Genomic DNA, 17080 nt, shown 5'->3' with positions numbered 1-17080 from the left:
GCACTGACCGGCTCACGCTTTCTTTACGACGTTTGAGGGTTTTGCCCCCTAAAAAAGGGTGGATCCCACTTCTATTTTGCTGATGGCAACTGCACAATATGGACAGGAGGTTTGATATGGCGATCGAGATGATCGAAGAGTTTGATCAAGGCACCCAGATCAAGGTGATCGGCGTGGGCGGCGGCGGCGGCAACGCGGTCGAGCACATGATCAGCCAAGGTGTCCAGGGCGTGGAATTCATCGTGGCCAACACGGATGCCCAAGCCCTGAATCGCTCCAAGGCCGATCAACTCCTGCAACTGGGCCATACCGGCCTGGGCGCCGGTGCGAAACCCGAGGTCGGCAAAACCGCCGCCGAGGAAGCCGAGGCGCGCATCCGCGAATCCATCACCGGCGCGCACATGCTGTTCATCACCGCCGGCATGGGCGGCGGGACCGGCACCGGCGCGGCGCCCGTGATCGCCCGCGTGGCCAAGGAGATGGGCATCCTGACCGTCGGCGTGGTCACCAAGCCGTTCGAGTTCGAAGGCAACCGCCGCGGCAAGGCCGCGGACCTGGGCCTGCAGGAACTCGAAGCGAACGTGGACTCGCTGATCGTCGTGCTGAACGACAAGCTGCTGGAAGTGCTGGGCGACGACGTCACGCAGGACCAGGCCTTCGCGCACGCCAACGACGTGCTGAAGAACGCGGTCGGCGGCATCTCCGACATCATCCACATGCCGGGCCTGGTCAACGTCGACTTCGAAGACGTGAAGACCGTGATGAGCGAGCCGGGCAAGGCGATGATGGGCACGGCCGTGGCCGCCGGTCCGGACCGCGCGTCCAAGGCCGCGGAAGGCGCGGTGGCCTGCCCGCTGCTGGAAGGCATCGATCTGTCCGGCGCGCGCGGCGTGCTGGTGCTGATCGCGGCCAGCCGCAACAACTTCAAGCTGGCCGAGAGCCGCAACGCGATGACCGCGATCAAGCGCTACGCCGCTGAAGACGCGCACATCATCTACGGCACCGCCTACGACGAATCGCTGGGCGACCAGCTGCGCGTCACCGTGATCGCGACCGGCCTGAGCCAGCGCGCCGCGGCGCGCCAGCAGCCGCAGCTCGTCGTGCAGCAGCCGCAGCTGCGCACCGGCACCGACAACATGCCGGTGCTGACGCAGCCGGTGGTGATGCCCGGTTCGGCGGCAGCGCAGGGCGCGCCGGCCGCGGCGACGATGTCCACGACGGACTTCGGCGGCATGAGCGTGCCCAGCGTCTGGCGCCATGGCCGCACGGCCGCGGCCAAGGTCGAGGCCCTGTCGTCCAACGGCATGGACGAGATCGAGATCCCGGCCTTCCTGCGCAAGCAGGCGGACTGAGACCGACGCTCTCGACGCCATCAGCTTCAAGGCCGCGTCCCATCGGGGGCGCGGCCTTTTTTCTTCCCGCGACCGGGGTCCCGCGACCGCCAGGGCAGTGATTTGGGATGCACCGCTAGGCGCAAACCGCAGCCATAGCCCAGCTATGGCGAGGATTTGCAACGACGCGGGGCGCCCAAAGCGCTGCCCTGGCGGTTGCGGGACGTTGTTGCAATTGAATGCTCGTGCCGTTCAGTGAACTTCGGCACACTGGCGCGCGATCACAAGACAGAGCGAATGCATGGTCCAGGCTGAGGTGGGGAAAACGACGTCGGTACCGCCGACCGCGCGTGCGCGGTGGGGGTGGGCGTCTCGCCCGTCGACGCCGTTGCTGGTCGCGTTGCTCGCGAGTCTGGTGCTGGCCTTCTTCGCGTTGACGCCCGACCTGGGCCGCGCTCAAGGCGGGCAGCCCGCGCATGCGACCGGCCCGGCGACTGCGGCGCAGGTCTCGCGTGCCTCGCCGCTCGGCCCGGCCCGCCCTGTGCCTGACGCCGCGCCGCCCGTCGGCGCGCAGCGCGCGACCGAGGCGGAGGTCGCCACCAGCGATTGGACGCAGGATCAGCTCAAGGCCTGGTGGCGCGCGCTGCGCGTCATGGACGGCGCGAACGGCGCGCTGCCGCAGGCGCTGCTGCCGCCGGAGGACGCCTCGTCGTGGCAGCGGATCACGCTGCCCGAGGTGCAGCAGCGCGAAGCCACGCAGCACACGAGCGACGCGCGCTTCCAGATGCGCTGGTACCGCGTGCGCTACGCCGCGCCGAACGGCCGCTGGCCGACCAGCGTCGCGCTCTACATGCCGCGGCTGGTGGCGTTGGCGGCGGCGGTGCTGGTGAAGACCGACGACGGCTGGCGGCCGGTCTTCGACAACCAGTCCGGCGCGCGCGAGCAGTGGGTGCGGCCGCTGTGGGTGGTGCTGCCGTCGGCGCTGACCGAGATCCAGCAGGCGCGCGAGATCGAGGTGATCATCGCGGTGCCGGTGATGCAGGCCGGCTACTACTCGGTGTCCAGCGTGTGGCTGGGCGCGCGCGAGGACCTGGAGCCGCGCCACGACCGCCGCTGGGTGCTGCAGATCGGCGTGCCGCAGGCGACCGGCCTGACGCTGGTGACGCTGGGGCTCTTCGCGCTCATGCTGTGGGCGAAGCGGCGCGAGGATTCCTCCTACCTGCTGTTCGCGCTGGCCGCCGTCGCCTGGCTGGTGCGCAACCTCCACTACCACCTGGACCTGCCGCGCACCCGCGATGCGCTCGAATGGTTCTGGTGGGTCACGCACGCGTCGATGTCGTGGGTGATGCTGCTGACCTTCCTCTTCGCGCTGCGCTTCGCGCGGCAGCGATTCGCGCGCTTCGAACGGGGCATCGCGCTCTTCGTGCTGGTGTCCAGCCTGGCGGCGATGCCGCTGTGGGGCAACGGCTTCGACGCGCTGGTGCTGCTGCACATCTGCAATGCGGTGGTGGGCCTGGCGGGCACGGGCTTCGTGGCCAGCGTGGCCTGGCGCCAGGGGACGCGCGAGCTGCGCGTGATGGCCGGCGCGCTGGTGATCGGCGTCGTGCTGGGCGTGCACGACCTGGGGCTGCTCGCGGGCTGGTGGTGGCCGGAGCACATCTACCTGATGCCCTTCGCGACGCTGGTGATCCTGGCGAGCTTCCTCTACGCCGTGCAGTTCCGCTACATCGAGGCGCTGCGCGGCGTGGAGCGCGCCAACGGGCAGCTCGGGGAGCGGCTGCAGGAGCAGAGCGCGCAGCTGAGCGCGCAGCACGACAAGCTGCGCGAGGTCGAGCGCCAGCAGGCGCTGCTGCTGGAGCGGCAGCGGATCATGCAGGACATGCACGACGGGCTGGGCTCGTCGCTGCTGTCGGCCATGGTGGCGGTGGAGCAGGGCACGATGCCGCAGGAGCAGGTCGTGACGGTGCTGCGCGAATGCGTGGACGACCTGCGGCTGGTGATCGATTCGCTGGAGCCGGTGGGGCACGACATCGTCTCGCTGCTGGCGACGATGCGCTACCGGCTGGGCAAGCGGCTGCAGCTGGGCGGACTCAAGCTCGAGTGGGACGTGCACGACCTGCCGCCGCTGGAGTGGCTGGAGCCGCCGGACGCGCTGCACGTGCTGCGGCTGATGCAGGAGGCGCTGACGAACGCGCTCAAGCATGCGAGAGCCTCGCGGGTGCGGGTGGTGACGCGCGACCTCGGCAAGCGCGTGGAGATCCGTGTCGAGGACGACGGCGAGGGCTTCGACGTGGCCTCGATCGCGCAGGGCCGCGGGCTGCGCGGCCTGCAGCGGCGCGCGAAGGTGCTGGGCGGTTCGCTGCGCGTGGACAGCAGCCCCGGCCACGGCACGGTGGTGACGCTGCGGCTGCTGGTGGCCCGCGCCGATCGCGAGGCGGTGGACCAGGCCAATGCCTCGTCGACTGCCCCGTCGACGACCCCGTTGAGCGGCCAGCCGGGGACCCAGCAAGGTTGATCCCGTTTTGGGACAATGGACGGATGATCAAGCAACGCACCATCAAGTCGCTGACCCGTGCGGTCGGGGTCGGCATCCACAGCGGCCAGAAGGTGGAGATCACGCTGCGTCCGGCGGCGCCCGGCACGGGCATCGTGTTCCGGCGCGTGGACCTGGCGCAGCCGGTCGACATCCCGGTGAACACGCACAGCGTCTGCGACACGCGCATGGCCACGACGATCAGCCCGCAGGGCGATCCGGGCCAGCCCAAGGTGCAGACCATCGAGCATCTGCTGTCCGCGTGCGCGGGCCTGGGGCTGGACAACCTGCTGATCGACATCAACGCGGACGAGGTCCCGGTGCTGGACGGATCGGCGGCGAGCTACGTCTTCCTGCTGCAGTCCGCGGGCATCGAGCTGCAGAACGCGCCCAAGCAGTTTCTGCGGGTGAAGAAGCCGGTGGAGGTGCGCAAGGGCGAGGGCAAGAGCCTGATGTGGGCGAAGCTGGTGCCGCACCACGGCTACACGCTGAGCTTCCAGATCGAGTTCGACAACCCGGCCGTGTCGGCGACGGGCCAGCAGTACGTGTTCGACATGGGCAGCGGCCAGTACAAGCGCGAGATCGCGCGGGCGCGCACCTTCGGCATGACCAAGGACATCGAGCTGATGCGCTCGCGCGGGCTGACGCTGGGCGGCAGCATGGACAACGCGATCGTGGTCGACGACTACCGCGTGCTGAACGCCGAAGGCCTGCGCTACGACGACGAATTCGTGAAACACAAGATCCTCGACGCGATCGGCGACATGCAGGTCGTGGGGCATCCGCTGCTGGCGGCGTACACCTCGTTCAAGGGCGGACACGCGCTGAACAACCTGCTGCTGCGCGAGCTGCTGTCGGACGCCGAGGCCTACGAGATCGTGACCTTCGAGGACGAGCGCGAGGCGCCGGCGGGATTCGCCGAACTGGCGCCGGCGTGGTGAGCGCGACGGATCGCTGAAGGTGCTCGTCTTCCGCCTCGTCTTCGCGCTGCTGCTGGCCGGCGGCCTGCTGTGCTTCGCCATCTACCTCGGCACGAGGCAGCCTATCTGGCGCCGCCGCGGCATCCTGCTGATCAAGTGGACCGTGATCGCCGGCATCGGCTTCTTCGCGGTGCTGATCCTGGAGCGGCTGGTGCTGCTCGTCTGACCGGGCGAGATCGCCGCCGGCCTGAGAGCCGCGCGCATCGCCTCTGCGCCAAGGAAGGAAAAAAGGGCCGCCGGATCACTCCGGCGGCCCTTTGCACGAGCGCACTGCAGGCGGCGATCAGCGCGTGAACACGTGGTACTGCGCAGCCGGGTCCTGGCGCGTGGCGCTGCCGGTCTGCACCAGCAGGACGTGGCGGCCCGTGGACGAATGGAAGACCTGCAGCCCGTAGCTCTGCTGGCCGCCTATCGTCGGCAGCGACAGGTCCGCCTGGGGCAGCATCAGGCTTGAGGTATAGCGCTTGTAGCTCGGCAGCAGCGTCTGGCTCGAATATGGGAAGTACTGTCCGGGGCCCTCCACCACCAGCGTCTCTTCGGCCGACGCCTTGTTGGACAGGCTGCGCACCTCCCGCGTCAGTCCCACCAGTTTTCCGCGGTAGGTCAGGTCCTGCGTCGAGAAGAAGGTGCCGAACACGGTGAAGAGCACATCCTCGGCGTCCGTCAGGAACAGCGGTGCCTGCATGGCGTACGTGCCGTGGTACGGGCTGTCGCCCGAACCGCTGAACTGGTGCGTGGCAGGATCGATGGTGAAGAAGGAGATGTCGGCCGGCGACAGGCCCTGCGCCATCACGAAGGCCTTGTTGAGCTTGCCCGAGAAGATGCCGTACTGCGTGCCGTAGAACGTGCCTCCGTTCACCTGCTGGCTCTGCGTCACGAACTGCCCGGTGCGTCCGTTCATCACGGTCACCGCCGGCGTCACCCACTGACCGCCGGTCTGGCCCATCAGCATGACGAAGCTGGCGTCGTCGACCATCGCCTCCGTCTGCGAACCGAGCGTGGGCGAGGTCCGCAGCACCGTCGCGTTCTGCACGTCGACGAGAGTGACGAGGCCTTCATGCAGCACCGCCGCGAGTCGGCCCTGCGGGCTGAGGCTGAAGTTCTTGACCGCGAGCGGCAGCACCACGGACTCGACGGTGCCCGTGGCCGGATCGACGATGCGCAGTCCCGGCGCGGCGGTCGTCATCACCACCTTGTCCAGTCCGCTGCTGTAGCGGGCGTCCAGCGGCGTGAAGCCCAGCGACACCGAGGTCGCGATGCTGGCCAGCGCGCGGATCTCGACGCCGGTGCTGGCGGTGAATCGGCCGTCCGAGACGGTGACCGTGGCGACGTAGGTCCCCGCCACGTCCGGGACAAAGCTCAGCGCCGCCTGGTTGGGCGTCGCGATCGTCGCGGCACTGCCGGCCGGGCGCGCGTCGAGCGACCAGCTGAAGCTCAGTGCGTCGCCATCGCGGTCGAAGCTCGGCGAGGCGCTGGACTGGGCCGTCTGGCCCGCGAGCAGCGTGATGCGGGCGCGGTCGACCAGCGCCACCGGCGGCTCGACCCCGACGTTGACCGTCAGCGTGCGTTCCGAGAAGGCACCGGCCGTGTCGGTCACGCGCAGGCGGAACTGGTACGGGCCTTCGGCATCGACGGTGACGGTCGGATTGATCGCGGAGGTCGACGACAGCGCCGCGGCGCTGCCGGCGGGCTTGCCGACCAGCGTCCACAGATAGGTCAGCGCATCGCCGTCGGCATCCTGGCTGTCACCGCCGCGCAGCGTGAGCTGCGTGTGCTGCGGCACGCTGATGGACGGAGCGGAGGGCAGCGCCTCGGGGGTGGCGTTGTTCGTGATCGCCGCCACGGGGCGGCGGTTGTTCGCCTGCACGAGGATGGCGGAGGTGGAACTCGCGCCGCGCGCGTCGGTGACGGTCAGCCGCAGCGAGTAGTCGCCCATCACGTCGGGCGACAGGCTGATCGCGGTGGCCGTCGGCGACGCCAGCGTCACGGCGCTGCCCGCGGGCTTGCTCAGGATCTCCCACTTGCGGCTCGCGAGGTCGTTGTCGGCATCCGTCGACGCGCCGCTGTCGAGCTGATAGACATAGCCCACCGTGGCGTTGGCGATGTTGTACGCCTGGCCTTCGACGACCGGCGTCACCTGGACCACCACGTTGCCGACCGGTGCGTGGTTGTCCACGGAGACCGGCACCAGCTGCGTGACCTGGCCGCCGCGACCGTCGGTGACCTTCAGCTCCACGCTGTAGTCGCCGAGCACATCCGGCGAGAACTGCAGCACCTTGCCCTTCGTGTCGCCCAGCACCAGGGCGCTGCCCGAGGGCCGTGCGACCAGCCGCCACTCGAACCCCAGCGCGTCGCTGTCGGGGTCGGAGCTCGCGCCCGCATCCAGGCGGACGATGCCGCCGACGGTCGCGCCGAGGCCGGCCGCCCCGGTGGCCATGGCCCGCACGTCGCCGCTGCCCAGGATGCTGATCTGGGGCGGCTTGTTGTTGGCCGACGGGTTGGCCGGACTGTCCGACCCGCCGCCGCCGCCGCAGGCGGTGAGCACCGTCAGGACGACGGCAGACAGCAGGGCGCGACGCGCCCCGCGAAGGAATCGATGCATGAGGAGAACTCCCTGAACGCCGCGAGATCTGACGCCTCGGGCGCCGCGGATTCTAGGGAAGCGGGCGCCTTGCGCCCCGGCCTGAACGCCGGGTTCGCACCCCTCATTCGCGGAGGGTCAGGCCATGCCTGTGCGATCTGCGCCTCTCCGGCTCACTCCTCCAGCGCCTGCAGCTGCACCAGCCGCTGGTAGATCCCGCCGGCGATCGCCATCAGCTCGTCGTGCGTGCCGCGCTCGTTGAGGTGGCCGTGATTCAGCACCACGATCTGGTCGGCCTCGCGGATCGTCGACAGCCGGTGCGCGATCGCGATGACCGTGACCTGGCCGCGCAGTGCACGCAGCGCTTCGCCGACCTGCGCCTCGGTCGCGCTGTCGATGTTGGCCGTCGCCTCGTCGAGCAGCAGGATGCGCGGGTCCCCGGCGAGTGCGCGGGCCAGCGCGATCAGCTGCTTCTGCCCGGTCGACACCGCCAGCCCGCCGTCGCCCAGCCGGCTGTCGTAGCCCTGCGGCAGCGCGCTGAGGAACTCATGCGCGCGCGACGCGCGGGCTGCGGCCTCGATCTTCTCGTCGGAGATAGCGCGTCCCATGCGGATGTTCTCGCGCACGCTCCCGGCGATCAGGTAGGGCTCCTGCGGCACCAGGCCGAGCGCGGCGTGGAAGGTCTCGTCGGGCAGCCGGGCTAGCGGTTGTCCGTCGATCAGGATGCGGCCCTGCTGCGGCTGGTAGAAGCGCAGCAGCAGCGCCAGCAGCGTCGACTTGCCCGAGCCCGTGTGACCCGCGATGCCGACGAAGCTGCCGGCCGGGATGTCGAGGTCCAGGTCGCGCAGCACCGGCTGCCCGGCCTTGTAGGCGAACTGCAGGTGCTCGAAGCGGATCGCGCCCGCGCCGACCACCAGGTCGGGCTGGTAGGACCTCGGCTCGCAGGGTTCGCGCAGCAGCGAGCGCACGCGTGACGCCGCCACCAGCGCCTGCTGCAGCTGGCTGAACTGCATCGTGATCTGGATCAGCGGCTCGACGACGCGCGCGATGTAGGCGAGGAACGCGTACAGCAGACCGACCTCCAGGCCCGACAGCTCGCGCAGTCCGAAGCCGTAGATCACCGTCACGATCAGCAGCACGTTGAGCAGGTCCAGCGCCGGGCGCAGCAGCCAGGCGTTGGCGCGCAGCTCCTGCACGCGCGCCTCCAGCTGCGCGCGGTTGGCGGTCTCGTAGCGCGCGGCGAAACGCTGCGCCGCGCCGGCCGACTGCAGCATCGCCATGCCGGCCATGCTCTCGGCCATCTGCGCGTTGAGCTCGGCGCGCAGCGCGCGGGCCCGCTGCACCGGGCCGCTGCTCGCGCGCTGGTAGAGCCAGATGATCCCGGAACTGGCCGGCACCAGCGCCAGCACGATCAGCATCAGCCGCCAGTCCAGCCACGCCATCGCGACCAGCGCGCCGGCCACGACGATCGTCGAGTCCAGCATCACGAACAGCACCTGGCGGTACAGGTTGTTGACCGCGTCGGTGTCGTTGGTGATGCGGCTCAGCAGCTGACCGCTGATGCTGCGGTCGAAGAAGGCCATCGGCTGCGCGAGCACGTGGGCGTAGACCTGCTCGCGCAGGCGCAGCACCGAGCGCCGCGCGACCGAGGCCATGCGGCGCAGCTGCGCGTAACGCAGCAGGCTGGCGGTCCAGCCCGCGAGCAGCATGGACCCCAGCAGCAACGCCATCGGGCCGAGCTCGAAGTTGCGCGTCAGCACGTGCGCATCGATGAAGTGTTTGCCGAGGATCGGGCCGATGGCTTCCAGCGCCGCGGCGACGACCAGCCAGCCCAGGCCCTTCACCAATCCGCGTCGCTCCGGCGCGGCGGCCTGCGCCAGCAGCGCCAGCGCCTCTCGCGGCGAGTGGTCGTTCTGCGGGCTTGCCGGGTTCTTGCCGTCCTTGCCGGACGCGGTCTCAGGCGGCGTCAAGGCTGGCCTCCAGTTGTTGATAGCGCCACTGGCCGGCATACCAGCCGCCCAGCGCGAGCAGCTCGTCATGGCGGCCGCGTTCGACGATGCGGCCCTGCTTCAGCACGACGATCTCGTCGGCCTCCATCACCGCCGACAGCCGGTGGCTGACGACGGCGAGGCTGCGCTCGGGATGCCGCTGGCGCAACTCGCGCCAGTGGTCGAGGATCTGCGTCTCGGTGCCGCTGTCGACGGCCGACAGTGCGTCGTCCAGCAGCAGCACCGGGGCTTCGGCCAGCAGCGCCCGCGCGATCGCGACGCGCTGGCGCTGGCCGCCGGACAGCGTGACGCCGCGTTCGCCGACCAGCGTCTCGTAGCCCTGCGGCAGCCGCGTGATGTCGTCGTGCACGGCGGCGAGTCCGGCCACCGCGAGGACCTGCTCGCGCGTCGCGTCCGGACGGGCGAGGGCGATGTTGTCCGCGACCGAGGCCGAGAACAGGAAGGGCTCCTGCGGCACCCAGGCGAGCGTGCGCCGCAGCGCGTCCAGCCGGATCTCCGGCGCGGGCACGCCGCCCAGGCGCACGGTGCCGGAGTCGGGCTCGTACTGCCGCAGCAGCAGCCGCAGCAGCGTCGACTTGCCGGAGCCCGTCGCGCCGACGATGCCCAGCGTGCGGCCGGGCGGCAGCGTCAGCGCGATGTCCTCGAGCGCCGCCTTCGTCATGCCGGGGTAGTGGAAGGAGACGTGGTCCCACGTGATGTCGGCATGCGCGGGCACGTCGGTCGTCCCGGTGTCCACCAGGCTGACCGGCGCGTCCAGCACCGGCTGCAGCCGGGACCAGGCGGCGCGTCCGCGCTCCAGCAGCGACAGCACCCAGCCCGCCGCGAACATCGGCCAGATCAGCTGGCCGAGGTACATCGTGAACGCGGTCAACTGGCCGATGCTGATGACGTTCGTGCCGACCAGCCACGCGCCGGCGCCGAGCGCGATTACCGTCGCCGCGCCGAGCGACAGCCCGACGGCGGGTTCGAACATCGCCTCCCAGCGTTGCGCTTGGAAAGAGGCGTCACCGGCCTCGCGGGCCAGTTCGCCGAACTGCTCGCGGCTGCGTCGCACGAGGCCCAGCGCGCGTACCGTGCGCACGCCGGCGAGGCTGTCCTGCACCTGCTGGTTCAGCGTCGAGAAGCGCTTCAACGAGTCGGCGGAGGCCACGTGGATGCGCGACGAGATGCGCCAGAACGCATAGGCCATGAGCGGGAAGGGCACGAGCGCGGCCAGTCCCAGACGCCAGTCGACGCTGATCGTCATCATCCCGAGCACGAGGACCAGCGTCAGCGAACCGTCGAAGGCGGCGAGCAGCGCTTCGCCCGCGGCCATCTCGATCGCGTCGACGTCGTTGGTCGCCAGCGCCATCAGGTCGCCGGTGCGCTGCGCGTGGAAGAAGGTGGGGCCTTGATTCGTCAGCTGCGCGTAGAGCCGCATGCGGAGTTGACGGCCGAGTTCATACGCCGTGCGGAACAGCGCCAGGCGCCAGCCGACGCGCAGCAGGTAGATCGAGAGACCGGCCAGCACGAGCAGGCCGAGTTGTCCGAGCAGGTCCCAGCCGGCGATGCGGTGCGACACCAGCGCGTCGACGACGTGGCCGACCTGCCGCGGGATCCAGACCGTCAGGACGGCGATGGTGCTGAGCATCAGCGCGCTGGCCGCGTACGGCCGCCAATGGCCGCGGATATGACCGAGGATCAGGCGTGAGAGAGACGACGACATGGCCGGGCATTGTGCCCGCCGGGTCCTGACCGCCGGAAGGTCAGGGCCATGGCCCGGGCGAGCCTCAGGCGCTCAGGGCGCTCAGGGGGATGACGCAGCGCGCGCGATCATGCCGATGCGCGCGTGGACCAGGTCGGTCAGCACGCGCAGGCGCCGCTCGTCGAAGTTGCCGCTGAGCGCATAGGCCAGCTTGCCGTCGATCCAGAAGAGGCTGCGCGTGGTCTGGCCCGCCTCGACGCGCTGCATCAGGCGGAAGGCCACCGGCGCGTCGGGCGAACTCGCGCCGGTGCTGACGTAGAGCGTGAAGCGCTCGCCGGTCTCGTTCTCGTACATGAACTGCGCGCGGGCCAGGGCCGCGCCGCCGGAGGACGTGCCTGCCGCGGCATCGTCCCCTGCCGGCAGCAGCCGACCGCCGACCAGCTTCCAGCCGTAGTCGCGCAGCACGGGCGCATACAGCGGCTGTCCGAGCCGCTTGCTCAGCCATTGCATCAGATGATCGGCTTGGTCGGCGCCGACCTCGACCGGATGGCGCTTCTCGGGCTGGTACACGGCGTGCGCGATGGCGGCGTCGCGGACGTATTCGGGAATGGACGGATCGCGGCCGGCGGCGCGCGCGGCCGCGGCGGCCGCGGCCATCTCGGCGGCTTCCTTCTTGCCGTACCACCACGCGTGGCCGCCCCAGCCGCCGGCGACGCCGGCACCGAGACCGACGGCCAGCAACAGCGCCGCCGCCCAGGCGCGCGGCCAGCGCGAGGCATTCGCCGCCGGTGGACGCAGGGCCGCGGTGAGCGAGGGCGGCACAGGCTCATCGAGCCAGTCGCGATGGAGGGCCTTCAGCGACTCGCGCTGTTCGCGCCAGCCGAGCACCTGCTGCGCGGCACGCGGGTGGCGCAACAGCCAGTCCGCGACCTGCGCGGCGCGTTCAGGCGGGAGTTGTCCGTCCACGTAGGCGTGGAGGTTGGATTCGTCGAAGTCGATGTCGTCGGGCGTCATGGTGCGGCGCTCATTTCACCACCCGCAGCGGCGGGCGGCCCGGTGCGGCGCCGTCCATCGACAGGCGCAGCCGTTCGCGGGCGCGGGACAGCCGCGACATCACCGTGCCCACCGGCACGTCCAGCACGCGGGCGGCGTCCTGGTAGCTGAGTTCCTCGACGCAGACCAGCAGCAGGATCTCGCGCGCCGTCGCGGGCAGGGCCGCCAGCGCGCGTTCGAGATCGAGCCGCATCGCGACGCGTTGCTGGGGTTCCTCGATGGCCGGCTGCGGCGCGTCGTCCTCGTCCAGCGAATCGTGCAGCGCCTCGCGCGCGTCGCGCCGCTGGTTCAGGTAGAGGCGGTGCATCAGCGTCAGCAGCCAGTTGCGCAGGGCGTCCTGGCGCGTGGGTCCGGGTTCCGCATGGAACAGCGCGCCCTTGCGGGCGGCGCGTTCCAGCGTGTCCTGCAGCAGATCGTCCGCCCGGGCATGGTCGCCGCACAGCAGCCGCGCGTGGCGGCGCAGGCGGGGAAGCAGCGGGAGCGCTTCGTCGAGGACCAGGGGCATGGGCGGGACGGTCTGCGGGGAGGGGCTTCCGGTCAGGGCATTGCGCTCAAGACCTGACGCTCATGGCTTCGCGGTATGCCAGACCTGGTTGATACCGTCACCGTTGCGTTCGCCGGGCTTGGCGTCCTTAGCCCAGAAGTACAGCGGCTTGCCCTTGTAGGCCCACTGCTTGGAGCCGTCGTCGCGGGTGATGATGGACCAGTCGCCGGAGACCTTGTCGTCGGCGCGGGCCATCAGCGGCGGCCAGTTGGTGGCGCAGCCGCCGTTGCACACGCTCTTGCCGTTGCCGGCGGTGTCCTTGTCGAAGGTGTAGAGCGTCATGTCGTTGGGGCCGACCAGCGCGTCGCCCTTGGCGGTCGCGGGGGCCGACTGCGCGGCGGCGAGGCCGGCGGCGGCCATCAGGATGGCGGCGGCGGTCAGCGTGAAGGTCTTTGTCATGCGGAGTCTCCTGGGTTGAAGTTCAGGTGGGGGGTATTGCATGAACACGGTGGGCGGCCCACTTATTCCAACTGACTTTCTTCCTCCCTGTGAGGGATCGCCATGGCGGGGGCAGGCCCTTACGATCCGGCGGTCCCCGATCCGGGGTTGTCCATGTTCACACGAGAGAGAGGGCGTGCCATGAATTTCGGCGATTCGATCCAGACCTGCCTGCGCAAGTACGTGGATTTCAACGGGACCGCCAGCCGGTCCGAGTACTGGTGGTTCGTGCTCTTCCTGGTGCTGGGTTCGGCGATCCTGGGCGTGATCTCGAACAAGCTGAGCCTGGTCTTCTCGCTGCTGACGCTGCTGCCGTCCTTGGCCGTCGCGGCGCGCCGGCTGCACGACATCGACCGCAGCGGCTGGTGGCAGCTGGTCGGCCTCATCCCGCTGATCGGCTGGATCGTGATGATCTACTGGCTGGTGCAGCCGAGCCAGCCGAACCGGTACGGCGTGGGCGCGGCGACGACGGTGTGAGGGTCATGCGCTGAGGCGCAGCAGGTAAGTCCACCGGGTTGTGGGGCCGACGGCACATCCGTTGGCTTCGAGCAGCTCGGGGACGATCTGCTGCAGTCGATCGTCAAGGGACACGAGGTCGTTGGCCTCGATGGCAAGTCCTGGCACCTCGGACGATTGGGCGATCCAGACGTCAGCTGCGACGTCGCGGCTGACGTCGATCTGGAACGGTTGAGGCATGGGGAGCTCCTGGAGGCGAGGAGCGACCCATGTTAGTCAGCCGAATCTCCGCAAGCTATCGCATAGATCGGTAGGAAGCTATGCGGCGGCTGTCCCGGCAATCGGCCACGGCGTGCCGGGTTTTGCCCTCTTCGGACCAAAAGGCTCCCACGCGGACATCACCCGTTCGGCGAGGAAGTGACACACGGCCCACTCCAAGGGCGCAGCGTGAGGAATGGAATTTACGCTCGCGTGAGGATCCACCAGACCGAGGGCAGAAAGTTCGGCGCCATTGACCAACTCGAAGCCTCCGTCTATGCGCACGCAGATTGACCTGTCGGATTCGTCCGCTCGTGGACTGACTCGGAATTCGATGGCGCCGGCAGGTGCGGTGGCTTCAATGAGCCGATCTGTTTCCAGGACGGCAAATGCCCAGGTTGCTCCTGGTTTCATTTCCTGGAAACCCGTGTGTCCGTCCTTGAGATAGCTGCGCAGAGCTTCGAGTTGAATTGGACGATCTGGGGCGAATGGCACGACGAGATAGTCCATCCAATACACCGAAAGCGTGTCTTCGAGCGGACGGCTGTCCTCGTCCATCCGCACCTGAAATGCGGCGGCGGACGGGCGTCCTTGATCTTCCAGCTGTGAGGGGCGGCACAGCCGAGCAACTGCCGTCCCCGGTCCGAGCACCTCGACACGCATGCTCAACCGACGATGGTGCGCGCCGCAGGGATGGTCTGGAAAAGACTCTCGAGGACAACTGTGCCCCAGACCTGCGGACGGTCAGGCGTCATGAGCGAGTAATGAATCTCGCGGGTGGAGAGCAGTCGCAGAGCCAAAGATCCTTCTGGTCGACGCCAGGTCGCCGCGAAATTCCCGTGGACGTCCAAAGACAGAGCCGGACGGGTCACCCATTGAAACCTTCCCATGAACCGTCGAAGTGCTTCCAAGGAGGTCTGCGAAGGGAAGCGTCCGACCTCTTCCAAGAACACTTTCTGAAGCTCACGAACCCGACGCTCCACCTCTGCGCGCATCGCCACCTGTTCGACGCTTTCCACCTCGAAAAGGAGGTCTGATGCGGAAGTCTCTGCAAGGGCGGGAGATAGCAAGTCCAGCCCTGATGCAGCCGGGACGCGGCTTGGCCCTTTCACTGAATTCGGATTCGTCGCCCGCGTGACGGGCCATTCTTCGACTTCGATCATTTCCCGTGTTCCTCCCAATGCCCCCACTCCGCGAGTTTCTCGGCAGTGGATATCTTGACGAACGTTTCGACGATTGCCACGTGGGCAGTTTCGGCCCACTCAGCGAGCGACGTTCTTGCGGCCACGGTGGCCTCTGCTTGAGCCGTCAGATCGACGCGCATTGCCGGCTCGTTGGTGACCTTGCGGATTGCTGGACTGATGTTGAGGACCAGCTTGCCGCAATCTCCAGGGAGCTCCATTTCAACGTTCAGGCGAAGAGATTTCGGCGCCGAACCAAAGTCTGCCTTGTCCCACGCCCACGGCTTGAAGAAGTTGGGCAGATCGGCAAAGCTGCGCCAGCCATTGGCTGACAGAAACGGGTTGGTGTATGTCAACTCGTAGCCAGCGGGCGAAAGTTCGTCGCCTGACAATTCTTTGAGGAACAAGTTGAACTGCTCGCGGATGCGCAGATAGCGATCACGCACGGCTTCGAAGCGGGGGTACTCCTGGGAGTCCTCCATCTTGCGCCAGTTCACATAGAGGCGATCAGGCTGCAACTGAACCAGCGATGCACCATCGGCACTGCTCATCAACACTCGAGGCAGGACCAAGCCGGTGGTTGGATCCGTGTAGACACTACCATCGACGCTGCCAATGGGCACGCCGTGCTCGACTCGTGGGAAATCCGCACGGAGATGACGGTCCCAAAATGCACCGATCAGTGGAATCAGTAGGTCAGCCCTCGGTACGAAGGCTTCGCCAATCACCACTTCGTTGACCGGCGGCGCTTTGAAATGGTGCCTCATGTCCTGGTAGCAACCTGTCCTATTGAACTCAATGTATCAGATCGCCAGTGGTGCGCGGACCATGCTCAGCCAGCGTTTCCTGGGTCGAGAACGGACCGGGTGAACACCCGGTACGAGGTGTTGAAGTTTCGGGGCTAGTCTGAGGTTCTTGCATCTCAGTTCATCGAGAACCGCCAGGAGACCCCAGCATGACCGACCGCGCCCAGGCGCTTGCCGCCCAGCTGATCCGCAACTTCCATGATGCCGAGCTGACCTCGTTCACGCGCGAGCCGATGTACGAGTCCCGCTTCGCGCGGCTTGCGCGCGGGACCGCCGCGCGCAAGCTCGGCGCCTCGTACGACATCGTCGAGCCCGGCAAGACCACCTGCCCGTACCACCTGCATTACGCGCAGGAAGAGATGTTCATCATCCTCGAGGGCACCGGCACGCTGCGCGTCGCCGGCGAGCGTCTGCCGATCAAGGCCGGCGACGTGATCTTCATCCCCGCGGGGCCCGAGTACCCGCATCACATCATCAACACCTCGGACGCGCCGATCCGCTACCTGTCCGTCAGCACGATGGAACAGCCGGAGATCTGCGTCTATCCGGACTCGAACAAGTTCATGGCCGAGCACGGCCCCGACAAGGCGGACCGCCCGTTCGAGGCCATCCGCAAGGTGGGCGAGGGCGACCTCGACTACTGGCAGGACGAGCCCTGAGCGGCGTCGCGCTGCTCAATACGTCCGCGAGCCCTTGAACTGCGCGTGCTGCCGCCGCTGCAGCGTCGTCTGCTTGCCCATCGCCGCGAAGGACACGCGCGCATGGGCGTCCATGATCGCGATGCCCAGCGCGTCCGCCGCGTCCTTGCCCGGTTCGCCGGGCAGGTTCAACAGTCTCGCCACCATCGCCTGCACCTGCGACTTGGCCGCGCCGCCGTGCCCGGTGATGGCCTTCTTCATCTGCACCGCGGTGTACTCCGACACGTGCAGGTCGCAGGACACCAGCGCCGTCAGCGCCGCGCCGCGCGCCTGTCCCAGCAGCAGCGTCGACTGCGGGTTCACGTTGACGAAGATGATCTCCACCGCCGCGCAGGTCGGCTGGTAGCGCGACACCACCTCGCGGATGCCGTCGTAGAGGATCTTGAGCCGCCCCGGCAGGTCGCCGGTCGGCAGCGCGTTGGTCTTGATGGTGCCGCTGGCGACGTACGCCAGCCGCGGTCCGTCCGAGTCGATGACCCCGAAGCCCGTCGTCTGCAGGCCGGGGTCGATGCCGAGGATGCGCATGCC

General features: G+C 68.5%; 17 protein-coding genes. 6 read left to right on the top strand and 11 right to left on the bottom strand.

Annotated elements, in window-relative coordinates; all coding sequences use genetic code 11:
* The first annotated feature begins 116 nt into the window (after window positions 1-116).
* From ftsZ to ABE85_RS16545, 4 genes are all read left to right on the top strand, one after another.
* The gene (gene ftsZ / locus ABE85_RS16560) at window positions 117-1352 is read left to right on the top strand and encodes a cell division protein FtsZ (protein WP_067276929.1); all 1236 of its coding nucleotides are present in this window, start codon (window positions 117-119) and stop codon (window positions 1350-1352) included.
* Between the two features lie 280 nt (window positions 1353-1632).
* Window positions 1633-3846, top strand: a complete 2214-nt coding sequence (locus tag ABE85_RS16555) for a sensor histidine kinase (RefSeq protein WP_082938676.1) — start codon at window positions 1633-1635, stop codon at window positions 3844-3846.
* Window positions 3847-3869: 23 nt separating this feature from the next.
* On the top strand, window positions 3870-4805 hold the full coding sequence (lpxC, locus tag ABE85_RS16550) for a UDP-3-O-acyl-N-acetylglucosamine deacetylase (protein WP_067276923.1): 936 nt from the start codon (window positions 3870-3872) through the stop codon (window positions 4803-4805).
* A gap of 19 nt (window positions 4806-4824) precedes the next feature.
* Window positions 4825-5010 (top strand): hypothetical protein, encoded by a 186-nt coding sequence (locus ABE85_RS16545; protein WP_067276921.1) that lies wholly within the window; start codon window positions 4825-4827, stop codon window positions 5008-5010.
* Window positions 5011-5127: 117 nt separating this feature from the next.
* On the opposite strand, the gene ABE85_RS16540 is transcribed toward ABE85_RS16545, so the two are convergent.
* From ABE85_RS16540 to ABE85_RS16515, 6 genes are all read right to left on the bottom strand, one after another.
* Window positions 5128-7446, bottom strand: a complete 2319-nt coding sequence (locus ABE85_RS16540; protein ID WP_067276918.1) for a PKD domain-containing protein — start codon at window positions 7444-7446, stop codon at window positions 5128-5130.
* A gap of 152 nt (window positions 7447-7598) precedes the next feature.
* Window positions 7599-9395: an ABC transporter ATP-binding protein gene (locus tag ABE85_RS16535; protein WP_310732584.1), complete on the bottom strand. Its 1797-nt coding sequence runs from the start codon at window positions 9393-9395 to the stop codon at window positions 7599-7601.
* Window positions 9382-11139, bottom strand: a complete 1758-nt coding sequence (locus ABE85_RS16530) for an ABC transporter ATP-binding protein (protein ID WP_067276915.1) — start codon at window positions 11137-11139, stop codon at window positions 9382-9384. The genes ABE85_RS16535 and ABE85_RS16530 overlap by 14 nt, the downstream gene beginning before the upstream one ends.
* Before the next feature lie 81 nt (window positions 11140-11220).
* Window positions 11221-12132, bottom strand: a complete 912-nt coding sequence (locus ABE85_RS16525) for an anti-sigma factor (protein WP_067276912.1) — start codon at window positions 12130-12132, stop codon at window positions 11221-11223.
* A 10-nt stretch (window positions 12133-12142) separates the two neighbouring features.
* The gene (locus ABE85_RS16520; RefSeq protein WP_197507037.1) at window positions 12143-12676 is read right to left on the bottom strand and encodes an RNA polymerase sigma factor; all 534 of its coding nucleotides are present in this window, start codon (window positions 12674-12676) and stop codon (window positions 12143-12145) included.
* A 60-nt stretch (window positions 12677-12736) separates the two neighbouring features.
* On the bottom strand, window positions 12737-13114 hold the full coding sequence (locus tag ABE85_RS16515) for a hypothetical protein (RefSeq protein ID WP_067276909.1): 378 nt from the start codon (window positions 13112-13114) through the stop codon (window positions 12737-12739).
* A 180-nt stretch (window positions 13115-13294) separates the two neighbouring features.
* On the opposite strand from ABE85_RS16515, the gene ABE85_RS16510 reads away from it, so the two are divergent.
* A complete protein-coding gene (locus tag ABE85_RS16510) occupies window positions 13295-13630 on the top strand; it encodes a DUF805 domain-containing protein (protein ID WP_067276906.1) in 336 nt (111 codons plus the stop codon).
* A 3-nt stretch (window positions 13631-13633) separates the two neighbouring features.
* Here ABE85_RS16510 and ABE85_RS16505 read toward each other — a convergent pair whose 3' ends face one another.
* From ABE85_RS16505 to ABE85_RS16490, 4 genes are all read right to left on the bottom strand, one after another.
* Window positions 13634-13849 carry a DUF1902 domain-containing protein gene (locus ABE85_RS16505; protein ID WP_067276901.1) on the bottom strand — a complete coding sequence of 72 codons (216 nt, stop codon included), beginning with the start codon at window positions 13847-13849 and terminating at the stop codon, window positions 13634-13636.
* 78 nt (window positions 13850-13927) lie between these two features.
* Window positions 13928-14425 (bottom strand): hypothetical protein, encoded by a 498-nt coding sequence (locus tag ABE85_RS27655; RefSeq protein ID WP_157522547.1) that lies wholly within the window; start codon window positions 14423-14425, stop codon window positions 13928-13930.
* 107 nt (window positions 14426-14532) lie between these two features.
* On the bottom strand, window positions 14533-15030 hold the full coding sequence (locus ABE85_RS16495) for a hypothetical protein (RefSeq protein ID WP_157522544.1): 498 nt from the start codon (window positions 15028-15030) through the stop codon (window positions 14533-14535).
* Window positions 15027-15815, bottom strand: a complete 789-nt coding sequence (locus ABE85_RS16490; RefSeq protein ID WP_082938674.1) for a TIGR04255 family protein — start codon at window positions 15813-15815, stop codon at window positions 15027-15029. The genes ABE85_RS16495 and ABE85_RS16490 overlap by 4 nt, the downstream gene beginning before the upstream one ends.
* 188 nt (window positions 15816-16003) lie before the next feature.
* Here ABE85_RS16490 and ABE85_RS16485 point away from each other — a divergent pair, with 188 nt between their 5' ends.
* Window positions 16004-16513 carry a cupin domain-containing protein gene (locus ABE85_RS16485; RefSeq protein WP_067276889.1) on the top strand — a complete coding sequence of 170 codons (510 nt, stop codon included), beginning with the start codon at window positions 16004-16006 and terminating at the stop codon, window positions 16511-16513.
* Window positions 16514-16528: 15 nt separating this feature from the next.
* Here the strand turns inward: ABE85_RS16485 and ruvC are convergent, their stop codons facing one another.
* A complete protein-coding gene (gene ruvC, locus ABE85_RS16480) occupies window positions 16529-17077 on the bottom strand; it encodes a crossover junction endodeoxyribonuclease RuvC (protein ID WP_067276885.1) in 549 nt (182 codons plus the stop codon).
* Window positions 17078-17080: the final 3 nt, after the last annotated feature.

It is taken from the genome of Mitsuaria sp. 7, from assembly GCF_001653795.1.
Lineage (GTDB): Bacteria > Pseudomonadota > Gammaproteobacteria > Burkholderiales > Burkholderiaceae_C > Roseateles.
The sequence above is the reverse complement of the archived record's forward strand: the minus strand, read 5'-3'. Positions and strand labels throughout refer to the sequence as shown.

Coding starts and splice junctions, on each gene's coding strand:
- ftsZ (WP_067276929.1), top strand. CDS start 117: ATGGCGATCGAGATGATCGAAGAGTTTGATCAAGGCACCCAGATCAAG.
- ABE85_RS16555 (WP_082938676.1), top strand. CDS start 1,633: ATGGTCCAGGCTGAGGTGGGGAAAACGACGTCGGTACCGCCGACCGCG.
- lpxC (WP_067276923.1), top strand. CDS start 3,870: ATGATCAAGCAACGCACCATCAAGTCGCTGACCCGTGCGGTCGGGGTC.
- ABE85_RS16540 (WP_067276918.1), bottom strand. CDS start 7,446: ATGCATCGATTCCTTCGCGGGGCGCGTCGCGCCCTGCTGTCTGCCGTC.
- ABE85_RS16530 (WP_067276915.1), bottom strand. CDS start 11,139: ATGTCGTCGTCTCTCTCACGCCTGATCCTCGGTCATATCCGCGGCCAT.
- ABE85_RS16525 (WP_067276912.1), bottom strand. CDS start 12,132: ATGACGCCCGACGACATCGACTTCGACGAATCCAACCTCCACGCCTAC.
- ABE85_RS16520 (WP_197507037.1), bottom strand. CDS start 12,676: ATGCCCCTGGTCCTCGACGAAGCGCTCCCGCTGCTTCCCCGCCTGCGC.
- ABE85_RS16515 (WP_067276909.1), bottom strand. CDS start 13,114: ATGACAAAGACCTTCACGCTGACCGCCGCCGCCATCCTGATGGCCGCC.
- ABE85_RS16510 (WP_067276906.1), top strand. CDS start 13,295: ATGAATTTCGGCGATTCGATCCAGACCTGCCTGCGCAAGTACGTGGAT.
- ABE85_RS16505 (WP_067276901.1), bottom strand. CDS start 13,849: ATGCCTCAACCGTTCCAGATCGACGTCAGCCGCGACGTCGCAGCTGAC.
- ABE85_RS27655 (WP_157522547.1), bottom strand. CDS start 14,425: ATGGACGAGGACAGCCGTCCGCTCGAAGACACGCTTTCGGTGTATTGG.
- ABE85_RS16495 (WP_157522544.1), bottom strand. CDS start 15,030: ATGATCGAAGTCGAAGAATGGCCCGTCACGCGGGCGACGAATCCGAAT.
- ABE85_RS16490 (WP_082938674.1), bottom strand. CDS start 15,815: ATGAGGCACCATTTCAAAGCGCCGCCGGTCAACGAAGTGGTGATTGGC.
- ABE85_RS16485 (WP_067276889.1), top strand. CDS start 16,004: ATGACCGACCGCGCCCAGGCGCTTGCCGCCCAGCTGATCCGCAACTTC.
- ruvC (WP_067276885.1), bottom strand. CDS start 17,077: ATGCGCATCCTCGGCATCGACCCCGGCCTGCAGACGACGGGCTTCGGG.